Genomic DNA, 15687 nt, shown 5'->3' on the forward strand with positions numbered 1-15687 from the left:
GCTGAGTTGGCCGAAGCGGACCTTCGATATGCACGCTGGCTACGCGTGATCATGTTGCGGCTGATGATCAAGACACCTGCACTGGGTCGTCTCAAGGGCCGGGTGGGCTACAACCTGAATCAGGTGTGCGCGTTTTTGGGCTTTCAGAACTTTGAGAATTACGCCGAGGCCCGCACTCTGGCAGAAATGCGCCAAGATTTGAGTGTCGTGCTGACGCGCTGGGAGGCTGAAGTGGGGCAAGCGTGTCACTTCCCCCAAGCATTGCAAAATAACCTGAAGGCGCTGGCTCAAATCATCGACCTCAACCCACTGGAAGCGGACATCCTTGGTTTGGGTGTCTTGATTCATGCAGAGAGCATTCTTGAGAGTTGTTCAGAGCTGCTTGGCGCGGAGCTCACCGGCTACAACATCGAACGGATTTTGGGTCCTTTGCTGGCTCGAAAACCTGAATCTGTTTCGAAGTGCTTGCAGCGGCACGAAAAATTGGCCAGTTCTGGTTTGCTCTCCATCGACATCGGTGGTCGGTATGGCCTGCGCCAATTGGTTGACTTGCTGACGTCCACCTTTGCGTCACGCATGCTGGTTCCGCAAAATGACATTCGCAAGATCGTCGAAGGCTTTGTCCGTCCAGTGGTCCGATCGTCACTGACGGCCCAAGACTACGGTCACATCCAAACCAATTTGGAAATTTGCAAATCCCTGCTCACCCATTGTGTGGCCCAAAACGTGAACGGTATCAATGTGCTGATTTACGGAAAGCCCGGCACGGGTAAGACCGAGTTTGCGCGATTGTTGGCCAGTGAGTTGAACCTGTCGCTCATGGAAATCAGTCCTCACAACCTGGCAGGTGCCCCCGTGGTGCCCATCCGTCGTGTGCGCAATTACCGCATCGCGCAGGCATTTTTCAAGCACAACCCTTCGGTGATTTTGTTTGATGAGTGCGAGGAGATCCTCAATCAAGTCAGCAGCAATGACCGCAGTGATGATGAGGCGACTATCCCGCGAAAGTCATGGATCAACAAGATCCTTGAAAGCAACGATGTTCCAACCATCTGGATCGCCAATTCAATTGAGCGCTTTGATGAGGCCTATTTGCGGCGCTTTAGCGTTTGCTTTGAAATGCCCATTCCTTCTCAATTGCAACGAGAAAAAATGCTTGCCAAAGCGATGGATGGCGTTGTGAGCGCGCAAGGGCAAGTCGGTATTGCACGCCACAAAGATGCAACGCCCGCTATGTTGATGCAAACGGCCAAGGTGGTCCAAGCAATTGCCTCGCAACGGCCCGAGAGCGAACGCGATGCATTGGCCATTCACCTGATGAACAACACCCTGAAAGCGCAACGCAAGGCAAAAATCGTGACTCAAGGTGATCTGGGGATTGCCCGGCGTGATTTTGAGCCTGAATGGGTGAACAGCGAAGTGAACCTGCAAGCACTGCGTGAATCCATCGTCCAGTCACGCACTGGTCGTTTGTGTCTCTATGGCCCTCCTGGCACGGGAAAAACAGCGTTTGGCAAGTGGCTCGCACAGGAACTGGATGTGCCTCATCTGGTGCTCAAAGCCTCCGAAATTCTCAGCCCTTATTTGGGTGAGACCGAGCAAACAATGGCTCGCGCTTTTGAGATGGCAGACCAACAAAAGGCTGTGCTGCAATTTGACGAAGTCGACTCTTTTTTGCAAGACCGTCAAAAAGCGTCCAAGCAATGGGAGGTGACCCAAGTCAATGAAATGCTGACCCAGATGGAAAACTTCCAAGGTGTGTTCATTGCATCGACCAACTTGTTTCAAAACCTGGATGAAGCGAGCCTGCGTCGATTTGACATGGCCATCAAATTCGATTTCATGAAAACTGATGCCGCATGGCAGATGTTTATTAAAACTTGCAGTATTCTGGGTGTGGCCGATGCACAGCAGGCTCAGAAAATCCGGCTGGCCCGTCTTGCCCAATTGACACCAGGGGACTTTGAACAGGTGGTGCGCCGCGCCCGCTTGCTGCGGCCGCAAAGCGCCAATGAGGTGCTGGTCCAGTTGGAAGGGGCATTGATGCATAAGAAAACATCCGTGTCCCGTCCTATGGGTTTTCTGGCAGCCGCCTGAATCGCAATGCTTTTGAGACAGACGAAAGGTTTCCATGAATACACCCGTCAAAAAACGGTACCTGACCAAGTCGCGGTTCAAGTTGGCGCTGGAGTGTCCCACCAAGCTGTATTACGCCGCGGAATCAAACGGGTACTTTGATAAAAACAAGGACAACGATTTCCTGCAAGCGCTGGCCGATGGCGGCAACCAAGTCGGTGAATTGGCCAAATTCAAGTACCACCCCAACCCTGTGGGTGACGCGATCACGGTTGAAACCTTGCAATACGACGCAGCTCTCACACAAACGCATGCAAAACTGAGTCTGCCTGGACGCGTGGTGGTGGCCGAAGCGGCCTTGCTGTATGCGCCTTATTTCGTGCGCGTTGACATTTTGATTCGTGACAAAGAGGCCAAGACCATTGACATCATCGAAGTCAAATCCAAAAGCATCGACGACGACACCGTGACCGCCAGGTTCAAAAACAGCTCAAACCAATACGCCACCCAATGGTTGCCTTATCTTTATGACGTCACTTTTCAGGCGGAGGTGGCACGCCTGAACTTTCCGGGTTACAAAATCCGTCCCAAGCTCTTGCTGCTCGATGCGGCCAAGGCGTGCGACAAGGATGGTTTACATCAGCTTTTTCAGATCGTCCAGACCAAGAATGCCGAAACCGGCGTCTCGCGTGTTCAGATCAAAACCCCGCCGCATCTGACGGAAAAGGACATCGGGAATCTTGATTTTTTGCGTGAAGTCGATGTCAGGGACATTGTGGATGAGCTGCGACACATGCCTATCGACAATGTGGCTCATGTACCCGAGATCCATCGGCAAGATTTGGCCACCTTCATGAAATGGGCCGGAGAGCTTCAGATGCAAGGCCATCGTGTCTTCCACGGCGTCTCCAAGACGTGTCGTACTTGCCAATACCGCGCCCCTGCTGGAAACCCCTTGCGCAGCGGCGTGCATGAATGTTGGCAATTGGCTTTAAGTCAAGGGTTGCTTCAAGGCGGTCGTGATCTGACTGACCGCAACATCCCTTTGTCCATTGAGCTTTGGGGAGGCGCTTCTGGTTCACGCAGCTTTGCCGACGTGGTTTTGAAACAAGGACGTGCATTCCTGGCGGATGTTCAAGAAGATGACATTCGCCCAAAGGCTCAGTACGGTGGAAAGGGCATGTCACCCCTCGAGCGCCGCATGGCACAGGTCCAAGCGGCCAATGGGCAAGGGCCAACTTTCGTGCTCGATGAAGAGCGGCTGAGCGAGATGGACGATTGGCAGTGGCCTTTGCACATGATCGATTTTGAGACGTCTGCGCCTGCCTTGCCGTTTTTCAAGAACATGCGGCCTTACCAAACGTTGGCATTCCAGTTCAGCCATCACATCATGGAAAAACTGGGCGATAGGCAAATCCGTATTCGTCATGCCAACCAGTGGATTTCGACGCAAGCTGGATTTTTTCCGAGCATCGAATTCGTGCGCCAACTGCGCAAAGCACTGATGCCTTCTGGCCAACTTGAGGGCACGGTTTTCCGTTATCACAATCACGAAAATACGGTGCTGCGCGGCCTGCGAAAAACAATTGAAGATGCAGGTTTGGTCTTCGTACCTGATGCGACCGAATTGATCGCATTCATCGATCTCATCACCAAATCAACGGGTGATGAGGCCGAAATTTACGGTCCATTTGCAGGAGAGCGGGCCATGGTGGATTTGCACCGTTTGATCCAGGAAGGCTATTACTCTGCTAAGGCCGGAGGTAGCATTTCTCTTAAATTCATGCTACCAGCCATTTTGCATGACGCCCCAGGGGTTGCGGCCTTGTACCGAGAACACGGTGTTTATGGGGCAGGCTTGGCCATTGAAAGCCTGAATTTCAAGGGCAGCCAAGGCCATGTCTGGCTTCAGACAGAAAAGGGCAATGACCCCTACAAAACGTTGCCTGGAATTTTTAGCCCCGAGCATGGTGATTTGAATGAAATGTTGCTGCGCCTGGCTGGGGATGAGGACGACGAAGGCGCGATCAATCAAGGTGGCTTGGCCATGACCGCCTACAACTACACCCAGTTCAATGGTTTGAGTGCTGCAGAGCGGCAAAGCATTGAACAGGCGTTGCTGCGATATTGCGAGCTCGATACATTGGCTATGGTGATGTTGGTGCAGGGCTTGATGAGCTTGAGGGATTTTGCTGCTTAAGCACGCTGAATAATTTCGAAAATACGGTTTTGTCCTTTCTGACCGGACCAAAATATAAATTTCAAAGTACGAGATACAACATGAATAAAGCAGAAGCAATTGAAAAACTTAAGCAACTCGAAAATCAATGCGAAAAGTTAGATATTGATTTCAAAAGCGTATTGGCTGCTTGTGGAATGCGCTTTCAAAAAGGTAATGTGGGATCACCACAGCCACATGTTTTCAAGTCCAAGGAAGAGCTGCATAGCGCGATGAAATCCGCCGTGCCCATTCTTGAGTCTTATTTGTTGGAACCATTCGAATCCATTAAAGATGCCGTTGTTCAAAGTGTTGGGGGTAACACTTTTCGAGCATTTCCACTAAAAAGACTCAACGTTGATAAAAAACCTTCGCAAATTTATAGGCAGGTTGTCACTCAAATTTTTGAGCACAATTTAGAAAAATTCGTTCAATTGACGAGTGTCGATGCATATGAAAAATTCGTCATTGAGAATTCTCAATTGATAGCGCGTGAATTTGACACCGCTGCGGGAGTTTCCGAGTTCATGGGATTCGGAAGAGCTTCTAAGCTGTTTAATCTAACGTGCAAGGCAATGCTTCGGTATCGAGGCATTAGTGCACAGCAGCGTGCAACCCTCTTGGCACTTGCACATGTGCCATGGGATAGTTTCACTATCCAAGGCATCCGACTACTCAATCCGCCGTTCACAATCACATCCACTCAAAGTATGGGCTGGGATGAAATGAACGTGGTGGCCAGTTACATGATGTTGCAGCGTTGGATAAGGGATCTTTGTAGTGAAGTTGATCTCCACCCAATTCATTACGAAGTTGCTGCGTGGAATCAATCTCATTGACTGGTAGGGCGCTTCAGCCCCCAGCAGGCTACGGACAAATCCCGATGCACCACCGCGCAAAAATTTGTATGATGACCTGATCAATTCCCCTCAGGAGACACCCCATGCAACGCAGAAACTGGCTCGTGGCAGCGACCGCCTTGGCTCTGACCACGCCTTTTCTGGCCTCGACAGCGCTGGCGCAAGCCTGGCCTGCCCGCCCCATCAAGCTGGTGGTGCCGTTCCCACCGGGGGGTCTGATCGACAACATGGCACGTCTGGTCGCACCCAAGTTAGCGCAAGAGTTGGGACAGGCCATCGTGGTTGACAACAAACCCGGTGCGGGGGGCAACCTGGGTGCGGCCGAAGCGGCGCGTGCGGCGGCCGATGGCTACACCTTGCTCATGGCCTCACCGCCACTGACGATCAGCCCGGCGCTGTACAGCAAATTGCCCTACAAACCTGAGCAAATCGCCCCCATCGCTTTATTGGGGCGAGTGCCCAATGTGCTGATGGTCAATCCGGCCTCGGGCATCAACAGCCTGGCCGAATTGACGGCTTTGGCCCAGTCCAAACCCGGGCAGCTCAATTACGCATCGAACGGGCAGGGCACTTCGTTGCACTTGAGCGCCGAGTTGTACAAAAGCCAGTCGGGCGCGTTCGTCACACACATCCCTTACCGGGGCGCCGCCGCGGGTTTGACCGGCTTGATGGCGGGCGAAGTGAACCTGATGTTCGACAACCTGCCTTCGGCGTTGGGTTTGATCCAGAGTGGCAAGCTCAAGGCCTTGGCCGTGACCACACCCCTGCGCAGCAGTGCATTGCCGGGCGTGCCCACCATGGAAGAGGCGGGCATGAAAGGGTATCAGGTGTTTGCCTGGTTTGGCGTGGCAGCGCCTGCAGGTTTGCCTGCCCCGGTGCAGCAGAAACTGGAACAAGCGCTGGAGCGCGTGGCCAGCCAGCCTGAAGTCAAAGCGGCCATGCTCAAGGCAGGTGCAGAGCCTGCTTGGGCCAACGCACAAGGCTTGGCCAGCTTCATGCAGGCCGACATGGCGCAATGGAAAAAAGTAGCGGCATTCGCCAAAATTTCACTGGATTGAGGAAACCCACATGACAACAGTCGGACTGATCGGTTTGGGGGCCATGGGCTCGGGCATGGCGGCATCGTTGCGCCGTGCGGGACACAGCGTGCAGGTGTTTGATGTGCGGCGTGAAGTGGCCGAGGCTTTCACCAACGCCGGCGGCACAGCGCACGAATCGCTGGCGTCTCTGGGTGCTGCGTGTGACGTGATCGTGTCGGTGGTGGTCAATGCCGCCCAAACCGAAGCCGTGCTGTTTGGCGATGGCACCACGCCCGGCAACATGACGGGTTGTGCCGCCAGCATGAAGCCCGGCAGCGTGTTCGTGATGTGCTCGACCGTGGACCCGAACTGGTCGGTGGCTTTGGAAGCGCGCCTGGAAGCCATGGGCCTGCGCTATGTGGATGCGCCCATCTCGGGCGGCGCGGCCAAGGCCGCCTCTGGACAGATGACCATGATGACCGCGGGCAAGCCCGAGGCCTATGCCGTGGCCGAGCCGTTTTTGAACGCCATGGCCGCCAAAGTCTACAAGCTGGGCGACAGCGCGGGCGCAGGCAGCAAGGTCAAGATCATCAACCAGCTGCTGGCGGGCGTGCACATCGCCGCCGCGGCCGAAGCCATGGCGCTGGGATTGCGCGAAGGCGTGGATGCAGAGGCCTTGTACGAGGTGATCACGAACAGCGCAGGCAACAGCTGGATGTTTGAAAACCGCATGGCCCATGTGCTGGCGGCCGACTACACGCCGCTCTCAGCCGTGGACATTTTTGTGAAGGACCTAGGCATCGTGCTCGACGTAGCCCGTGCAAGCAAGTTCCCGCTGCCGCTGTCCAGCACCGCACACCAGATGTTCATGCAAGCCAGCACGGCGGGTTTTGCCAAGGAAGACGACAGCGCGGTGATCAAGATTTTCCCGGGCATTGAATTGCCGAAGAGAAAAAGTGCCTGACAGTTGTGGGAGCGCGCCTCTGCGCGCGAATGCATTCGGCCGCAGGGGCGGCCTTCTACAACAACACCCAAACACAAGCCAACCATGACCAAAACATTGAAACTAGGCTGCATTGCAGACGACTTCACCGGTGCCACGGACTTGGCCAACAACCTGGTGCGCTCAGGCATGCGGGTGGTGCAGACCATTGGCGTGCCCGCAGCGCCGCTGGCCGCGGATGTGGATGCGGTAGTGGTCGCGCTCAAGTCGCGCACGATTCCCACAGCCGAGGCCATCGCGCAGTCATTAGAAGCTTTGAAGTGGCTGCAAGCGCAAGGTGCCACACAGATCTATTTCAAATACTGCTCCACGTTTGACAGCACGCCCGAGGGCAACATCGGCCCGGTGACCGAGGCGCTGATGGACGCGCTGGGTACGGACTTCACCATCGCCACCCCAGCCTTTCCGGATAACGGTCGAACCGTGTTCAAAGGCTACCTGTTTGCGGGCAACGTGTTGCTGAACGAAAGTGGCATGCAAAACCACCCGCTCACGCCGATGACCGACGCCAACCTGGTGCGCGTGATGCAAGCGCAAACGAAGCGCAAGGTCGGCTTGATCGATTACAAGACCGTGGGCCTTGGCGAGGCGGCCATCCGCGAACGAATTGCCACCCTGCGCGCCGAAGGCGTGGGCGTGGGCGTGGTGGACGCGACCAGCAACGAAGACCTGCACCGCATGGGCCCGGCTTTGAAATCGCTGCCACTGCTGACTGCAGGCTCAGGCGTGGCCATTGGCCTGCCCGCCAACTTTGGCCTCAAGCCTTCACTGCAAGCGAGCCAGTTGCCTGCGGCCCGTGGTCTGCAAGCCGTGGTGTCGGGCAGCTGCTCGGTGGCCACCAATGGCCAGGTCGCACACTTCAAAGCCACGGGACGGCCCGCGATGGCGATCAACCCGGCCAGCCTGATGCACGGTCAAACCGATGCCGTGGTGCAGCAGGTGCTGGCCTGGGCTGGGCCGCTGCTCCAAAACGGTCCGGTGCTGGTGTATTCGACCGCCGAGCCGGATGCCGTCAAAGCCGTGCAAGCGCAGCTGGGCGTGGCCGAGGCAGGCGCTTTGGTCGAACATGCGCTGGCGTCTGTGGCCCGTGGTCTGGTGGACCTGGGCGTACAACAGCTGGTGGTGGCAGGCGGCGAAACCTCGGGTGCTTGCGTGCAGGCGCTGAACATTGCACAGCTGCAAATCGGCCCGCAAATCGACCCGGGCGTGCCGTGGTGCCACGCGCCTTCACCCACTGGCGGCGTGCACATCACCCTGAAGTCGGGCAACTTCGGCACCGAAGACTTTTTCAGCAAAGCATTTGGGGTGCTGAAGTGAACCTGGCCCCCCTGTGGAAGCGAGCCCCTGTTCGCGAATGTGGTTCTGCGCTGCAACAAGCATTCAGCCGCAGGGGCGACCTCCCACAAAAACCGGCCACTTCTACAATGAATCCATGCCAGCAGGAGATCGCATGAATGAATCACAAGCCCGCGAAGAGATCTGCCGCGTGGGCCGCAGCTTGTTTGAGCGCGGCTACGTACACGCCACGGCGGGCAACATCAGCGTGCGGCTGGACGATGGTTTTCTGATCACGCCGACCGACGCGTGCCTGGGCTTTTTAGACCCGGCGCGCCTGGCCAAGCTGGACCTGCAAGGCCAGCAAGTCAGCGGCGACAAGGGCAGCAAAACCATCGCCTTGCACCGCCAGATTTACACCGCCGCTTGCGAGAGCGATGCCGACACGCGCTGCGTGATCCACACGCACAGCACGCACTGCGTGGCGCTGAGCCTGAACGCCCACGGGCCTGAATTGCTGCCGCCCATCACGCCTTACTTTGTGATGAAAGTAGGCCATGTACCGCTGCTGCGCTACCACCGTCCGGGCAGCGCGGATGCGGCCAAAGAAGTCGCTGATTTGATTCGCAGCCACGCCGCGCACGGTACGCCGATCCGCGCCGTGATGCTGCCGCGCCTGGGGCCCAATGTGTGGCACGACAGCCCAGCAGCCGCCATGGCCACGCTCGAAGAACTCGAAGAAACCGCACGGCTCATGCTGCTGCAACCCCACACCCCGCCGCTGCGCGCCACCGATCTGGACGAACTGCGCCAGACTTTTGGCGCACGCTGGTGACCCTGCAGACGCGAAGCCCGCGCCGCGATTGAACCCATTGCCCACCGAAAGACCACCATGCCCCGCTTTGCCGCCAACCTGTCGATGATGTACCCCGACCTGCCGTTTCTGGACCGCTTTGATGCGGCCGCCAAAGACGGCTTCAAAGCGGTGGAATATTTGTTCCCCTATGCGTTTGAAAAAGCAGACATCACGGCACGCCTCAAAGACAACGGCCTGCAGCAAGTGCTGTTCAACACACCACCCGGTGGTGCCGATGTGGCAGGCTTCAACGCCGCCTGGACCGAGGGGCACCGCGGCACAGCCAGTGTGCCGGGGCGTGAGGCCGAATTCCGTGCGGGCTTTGTGCACGCGCTCGAATGGGCGGATGCGCTCAGCTGTCCACGCGTGCACGCCATGGTGGGCTTGCGCGCAGAGGGTGCCAGTGCCGAAGCAGCAGACGCCACACTCACCAGCAACCTGCAATGGGCCGCAGCCGAAGCCGCCAAGGCCGGACGCGACGTGTTGGTCGAGCCCATCAACACGCGCAGCGTGCCGGGCTTTCACCTCAACCGCCAAGACCACGCCCACCGCATCGTGCAGGCCGTGGGTGCCGCCAACGTGAAGGTGCAGATGGACCTGTTCCACTGCCAAATCGTCGAAGGCGACTTGAGTGCCAAGATTGCTCAGTACCTGCCCACCGGCCGTGTGGGGCATTTCCAGATCGCTGAAGTGCCGAACCGCCACGAACCTGGCACGGGGGAAGTGAACTGGACGCACATTTTCCAGACGATCGACCGTGTGAGTGCTGAATGCGGTTGGGACGACTGGATCGGGTGTGAGTACAACCCCGCTGATGCCACCCCGGGCGGTACATCGCGTGGCCTGAGCTGGGCACGCGGGCGCCTGTGAACACCGACATACCCACCATCCTGACGTCTGCACCTGAGCCTTGGCGCGTGCCTGCACAAACGGGCCTTGTGCCTGATCGGCCGTGAACGATCCTCACTATCTGATGTGGGCCGCACTGGCTGCGGGCTTGGTGGGTTTGTCCAAAGGGGGCTTGCCCACAGTGGGCATGCTGTCCGTGCCGATTCTTTCGCTGTTCATGTCACCGGTGCGGGCGGTGGTGATGTTGTTGCCCATTTACATCATCTCCGACATGGTGGGGCTGTGGCTTTACCGCAAAAACTTCAGTGCCATCAACCTGAAAATCCTCATTCCCGCCGGGGTCGCGGGTGTGCTGGTCGGATGGTTGACGGCATCAATGGTCTCCGACACCGCCGTCAAATTGCTGATCGGCTTGATGGGGGTAGGCTTTGTGCTGAATGCCTGGCGCCAACGGAAAAGCCAGCACGCGCCTGTTCAGGCCCGATGGGATAAAGGTTTGCTGTGGGGTGGCCTGTCAGGTTTTTCCAGCTTCATCTCGCATGCGGGTGGCCCCCCGTTTCAGGTCTACCTGTTGCCACAAAAGCTGCCCAAAGCGGTGTTCGCTGGCACATCCACCCTGTTCTTCGCGGTCATCAATTTGGCCAAGCTCGGGCCTTACCACCAGCTGAGACCCTACGGCATTGACGAGATGATGGGCGCGATGGTACTGATTCCGTTTGCGCTGATTGGCACTGTCCTGGGCGCCTACCTGACACGCAAAATCGCCGACGACTGGTTTTTCAAATGGGTGCAAATTGGCCTGCTGGCGATTTCATTGAAACTCATCGCCGAGGTCTTGCAGGCTTGACGGAATTTTCAAGCCAAAGCGCACACCGTTTTGGATCCTTCCCCATTGCACATGGGTTGACTCAAATCCACGCCGCGCAGCTTTGACTGGACGCATCAATCCTTGCGCGCCCCTGGCTCTGTCCAGCCACCGCCCAAGACTTTGTAGACAGCGACCAGGCTTTGCAGTTGCTGGGCTTGCGTCTGCAAGGCCGCTTGTTGCGCGGTCAATAACGACCGACGGGCATCCAGCACTTCCAAGGCATTGGCCAGTCCCTGGCGTTCGCGCAGTTCAACCAGTCCCATGCGGGTTTCTTCTGCGGCCAGTTGCGCACGCTGAGCGCGCAGTTGCTCGATCAGCGTGCTGCGGGCGGCCAGCGCATCAGCGACTTCGCGGAACGCGGTCTGGATGGTTTTTTCGTACTGGGCCACTGCAATGTCGCGCCCGACTTTCGCAGCGTCGAGGTTGGCTTGGTTGCGGCCTGCATCAAAGATGGGCAACAGCGCCTGAGGGGCAAACGTCCAGGCACTGGTCCCGGCGCTGAACAAGCGTTCGAGGTCGTTGCCCACAATCCCCGCGCTGCCCGTGAGCGTGAGCCGCGGGAAAAAGGCGGCACGCGCGGCACCAATGTTGGCGTTGTTGGCAAACAGCTGCTGTTCGGCCTGGCGCACATCGGGGCGGCGAATGAGCAAGTCGGATGGCAGGCCCGCAGGCACATCGGCCAACAAAGCTTGCGCCGTCAAAGGCATGCCTGCAGGCAAATCGGTCGGCAGTGCCTGGCCCACCAGCAACGCCAATGCGTTGTCATCTTGAGTGCGTTGACGCTTGGCTTGGGCCAGCGCCACCTTGGCACCCTCCAGCAAAGACTGGGCCTGGCTGAGGTCAAGCTGCGATGCGGTCTGGTGCTCAAACCGCAGCTGAGTCAGACGCAGGGACTGTTCGCGTGTGGCGACAGCCTTCTGCGCAACTTGCAACAAGTCATCGTCAGCGATCAAGCTCAAATACGTGTTGGCCACCGATGCCACCAACGAAATCTGCACCACGCGACGCGCTTCTTGACTGGCCAGCCATTGGGCTTGCGCGGCCTGGCTCAACGAGCGCACACGGCCAAACAAGTCCAGCTCGAAAGCGGTCAGCGGACTCACGCTCAGCCCTGCGGTATAGGTGCTGGTGATGCCCCCCGAAGCATTGGAAGTGCGTGAACCGCCGATGCCCGCGTTCACTGTGGGCAGCTCGTCGGCACGGCGCAGTTGCCACTGGGCGCGGGTCTGCTCGATGTTGAGCATGGCGATGCGCAGGTCGCGGTTGTTGTCCAGCGCCAGTGCGATCAGGCGCTGCAGCCGGGCGTCCTTGAAAAAGTCTTGCCAGGGGATATCGGCGGCCTGGCGCTGGCCGGGTGCTGCTTCGGTCGCACCCGGGTATTGGGTGGGCACCGGCGCAGCAGGGCGTTCATAAGTTGGGATCAGGCTACAAGCGCCGAGCAGGGTCAGTGCGCAAGCGCCGCTGGCCAGACGCAGCAGCGACCCGTTGAGAAAATTCAACTCACTCATGGCTGTCGACTCCGATCTGGTGACCATGCTCGGCATCGAATTGCCGCTGGCGCTCACTGCCCTTGAAAAAAGTTCGCACCACCACAAAGAAGATGGGCACAAACACCAGCGCCAGTGCGGTGCCGATGATGCTGCCGCCAATCACCCCGGTGCCAATGGCACGCTGGCTGGCCGAGCCTGCGCCCGATGCAATGAACAAGGGCAACACGCCCAGCACAAAGGCCAGCGAAGTCATCAAGATGGGACGGAAACGCAAGTGCACCGCCGTGAGCGCCGCCTCGACCACCGTCTTGCCTTGGGCCTGCAGGTCCTTGGCAAACTCGATGATCAAAATGGCGTTCTTCGCCGACAGGCCAATGATGGTGATCAGGCCGACCTGAAAATACACATCGTTGGCGTAGCCACGCAACCAGGTGGCCAGCAGCACGCCGAGCACCCCCAGCGGCACCACCAAAATCACGGCCAGCGGAATCGACCAGCTTTCGTACAAGGCCGCCAGACACAAGAACACAGCGAGGATGGCAAAGCCATAGAGCACCAGCGCTTGCGAACCGGCCAGCTTTTCTTCGCGTGACTGCCCGGTCCATTCGAAGGCAAAACCTTCGGGCAATTGCTTCATCAGGTTTTCCATCTCGGCCATGGCCGCGCCCGAGCTGTAGCCGGGGGCTGCCGAGCCGCCAATGCGCATGGCGGGGTAGCCGTTGTAGCGCACAGTCTGCATCGCGCCCTTGATCCAGCGCGTGGTGGCAAAGGCCGACAAGGGCACAGATTTGCCCTGGGCATTGGAGACGTTCAAACGCAAGATGTCGTCCGGCTGCATGCGCGAGGTGGCATCGGCTTGCACCACCACCCGCTGCAAGCGGCCCTGGTTGGGAAAGTCGTTGATGTAGGCCGAGCCCAAGGCGGTGGAAATGACGGTGTTGATCGCATCAAAACCGACACCCAGCGCATTGGCCTTGTCGCGGTCCACGTCAATTTGCAGTTGCGGCGCGTCTTCCAGGCCGTCCGGGCGCACTTGTGTGAGCATCGGGCTTTGGGACGCCAATCCCATCAACTGGTTGCGTGCCGCCACCAGCGCGTCGTGGCCCTTGCCTCCCCGGTCTTGCAAGCGGAAGGTGAAGCCCGAGGCGGTGCCCAATTCGGGAATGGGCGGCGGGCTCAGCGGAAAGATGAACGCATCACGGATACCCATCAGCGCCCCAAAGGCACGCCCGGCCAGCGCTTGTGCGGAGTGCTCGGAGCCAGAGCGTTCGCTCCAGTCCTTGAGCGTCACAAACGCCAGCGCGGCGTTCTGGCCCTGACCCGAGAAGCTGAAGCCCAGCACACCCACCATGCTTTGCACTTCGGGTTGCTTGAGGATGAAGCCCTCGACCTGTTTCATGACCGACAAGGTGCGTTCTTGCGTGGCCCCCGGCGGCAACTGCACGTTCACCAGAATGTTGCCCTGGTCTTCACCGGGCAAGAACGAGGTGGGCAAGCGCACATACATGACCGCCACCGCGCCGATGACCGCGGCATAGACAAACAGGTAGCGCGCAGCACGCGGCAACATGCGGGCCACCAGCCCTTCGTAGTTTTTGGCGGTGCGCGAAAAACCCCGGTTGAAGCGTCCAAAAAAGCCGCTCTTGGCATGGTGATGTCCGGCTTGCACCGGCTTGAGCAGCGTGGCGCACAAGGCGGGCGTCAAAGACAAGGCCATGAAGGCCGAAAAGCCAATGGAGCTGACCATCACCGCCGAAAACTGGCGGTAGATGTTGCCGACCGAGCCCTTGAAAAAGGCCAGCGGCACAAACACTGCGATCAACACCACAGTGACGCCAATGATGGCCCCAGAAATTTGCCCCATCGCTTTGCGCGTGGCTTCGAGCGGTGGCAAGCCTTCTTCGCTCATGATGCGCTCGACGTTCTCCACCACCACAATGGCGTCGTCCACCACGATGCCGATCACCAGCACCATGCCGAACATGGTCAACACGTTGATGGAAAAACCCAGCACTTGCAGCAAGGCAAAAGTGCCCATCAGCGCCACGGGCACCACGATGGTGGGGATGATGGTGTAACGGAAGTTCTGCAAGAACAAGAACATCACCAGGAACACCAGGATCACAGCCTCGACCAGCGTCTCGGCCACTTGGGCAATCGAGATTTTCACGAAGCGCGAGCTGTCGTAAGGAATGGTCCAGTGCACGCCCTTGGGGAAATATTTTTCCAACTCGGTCATGCGCTCACGCACCGCTTGGGCCGCCGCCATGGCGTTGCCCGAAGGGGAAAGCTGCACACCAATGCCAGCGGCAGGGTTGCCATTCAGGCGCGCCGAGGTGGCGTAGGTCTGAGCGCCCAGTTCGATGCGCGCCACATCCTTGAGGCGCACCGTGGAGCCATCGGCATTGCCGCGCAACACGATGCGACCAAATTGCTCAACGGTGGCCAACTGACCATCAACGATCACGGTGGCTGCAATCGACTGGCCTGTGATGTTGGGCAAGTCGCCGATCGAGCCCGAGGACACCTGGGCGTTTTGCTGGCGTATCGCGGCGTTCACGTCGGCTGCTGACAGGTTGAAGCCGCTGAGCTTGGCCGGGTCGATCCACACGCGCATGGCGCGCTCGGTGCCAAACAGCTGCGCCTGGCCAATGCCGGGCAAGCGCTGTATTTCGGGGACGATGTTGCGCGAGGCGTAGTCACCCAGCGCGATGATGTCGAAGTCCGGGTTGTCGGACGAGAGCATGGTAAACAACAAGAAGTTGGCGCGCGCTTTTTCCACGCGCACACCTTGCTGCGTCACAGCCGCAGGCAGGCGCGGCGCGGCACGCGAGAGGCGGTTTTGCACATCGACCTGGGCCAGGTCAGCATTGGTGCCGGGCTCAAAACTGATGGTGATGGTGCCTGTGCCGTTGGCTTGCGCCACCGACTCCATGTAGATCAAACCGGGCGAGCCATTCATTTCGCGCTCGATCACGCTGAACACACTGTCTTCCAGCGTCTGGGCCGAAGCGCCGGGGTAACCCGCCGTGATCACGATGGACGGTGGTGCCACCGGTGGGTATTGCGAAATGGGCAACTGCGTGATGGCGACAGCGCCCATCACCAGAACGAACAAGGCAATCACCCACGCAAAGATGGGGCGATGAATGAAGAAGCGGGCCATGCTGCGC

11 protein-coding genes are annotated in these 15687 nt (G+C 58.4%); 9 read left to right on the plus strand and 2 right to left on the minus strand.

Going from position 1 to position 15687, the window contains the following annotated elements:
• Window positions 1-576: 576 nt before the first annotated feature.
• From B9Z33_RS02795 to B9Z33_RS02835, 9 genes are all read left to right on the plus strand, one after another.
• On the plus strand, window positions 577-2097 hold the full coding sequence (locus B9Z33_RS02795; protein WP_233252747.1) for an ATP-binding protein: 1521 nt from the start codon (window positions 577-579) through the stop codon (window positions 2095-2097).
• A gap of 322 nt (window positions 2098-2419) precedes the next feature.
• Window positions 2420-4276 (plus strand): DUF2779 domain-containing protein, encoded by a 1857-nt coding sequence (locus B9Z33_RS02800; protein WP_158270166.1) that lies wholly within the window; start codon window positions 2420-2422, stop codon window positions 4274-4276.
• An 80-nt stretch (window positions 4277-4356) separates the two neighbouring features.
• Entirely contained in the window at window positions 4357-5133 is a 777-nt protein-coding gene (locus tag B9Z33_RS02805; protein ID WP_108285484.1) for a hypothetical protein, read from the plus strand.
• A gap of 104 nt (window positions 5134-5237) precedes the next feature.
• Window positions 5238-6212, plus strand: a complete 975-nt coding sequence (locus B9Z33_RS02810; RefSeq protein WP_108285485.1) for a tripartite tricarboxylate transporter substrate binding protein — start codon at window positions 5238-5240, stop codon at window positions 6210-6212.
• 10 nt (window positions 6213-6222) lie between these two features.
• Window positions 6223-7137: an L-threonate dehydrogenase gene (gene ltnD, locus B9Z33_RS02815; protein ID WP_108285486.1), complete on the plus strand. Its 915-nt coding sequence runs from the start codon at window positions 6223-6225 to the stop codon at window positions 7135-7137.
• 84 nt (window positions 7138-7221) lie between these two features.
• Entirely contained in the window at window positions 7222-8493 is a 1272-nt protein-coding gene (gene otnK / locus B9Z33_RS02820; protein WP_108285487.1) for a 3-oxo-tetronate kinase, read from the plus strand.
• A 133-nt stretch (window positions 8494-8626) separates the two neighbouring features.
• The gene (locus B9Z33_RS02825) at window positions 8627-9286 is read left to right on the plus strand and encodes an aldolase (protein WP_108285488.1); all 660 of its coding nucleotides are present in this window, start codon (window positions 8627-8629) and stop codon (window positions 9284-9286) included.
• A gap of 57 nt (window positions 9287-9343) precedes the next feature.
• A complete protein-coding gene (gene otnI, locus B9Z33_RS02830; protein ID WP_108285489.1) occupies window positions 9344-10177 on the plus strand; it encodes a 2-oxo-tetronate isomerase in 834 nt (277 codons plus the stop codon).
• A gap of 82 nt (window positions 10178-10259) precedes the next feature.
• Window positions 10260-11003 (plus strand): sulfite exporter TauE/SafE family protein, encoded by a 744-nt coding sequence (locus B9Z33_RS02835; RefSeq protein ID WP_233252706.1) that lies wholly within the window; start codon window positions 10260-10262, stop codon window positions 11001-11003.
• Between the two features lie 95 nt (window positions 11004-11098).
• Here B9Z33_RS02835 and B9Z33_RS02840 read toward each other — a convergent pair whose 3' ends face one another.
• Complete coding sequence (locus B9Z33_RS02840) at window positions 11099-12532, minus strand: efflux transporter outer membrane subunit (RefSeq protein ID WP_233252707.1); 1434 nt, start codon at window positions 12530-12532, stop codon at window positions 11099-11101.
• Window positions 12525-15680, minus strand: a complete 3156-nt coding sequence (locus B9Z33_RS02845; protein WP_108285491.1) for an efflux RND transporter permease subunit — start codon at window positions 15678-15680, stop codon at window positions 12525-12527. Before B9Z33_RS02845 ends, B9Z33_RS02840 begins: the two co-directional genes overlap by 8 nt.
• Between the last annotated feature and the right edge of the window lie 7 nt (window positions 15681-15687).

The sequence above is a fragment of the Limnohabitans sp. T6-20 genome (genome assembly GCF_003063505.1).
In the GTDB taxonomy this organism is placed as follows: Bacteria; Pseudomonadota; Gammaproteobacteria; order Burkholderiales; family Burkholderiaceae_C; genus Limnohabitans_A.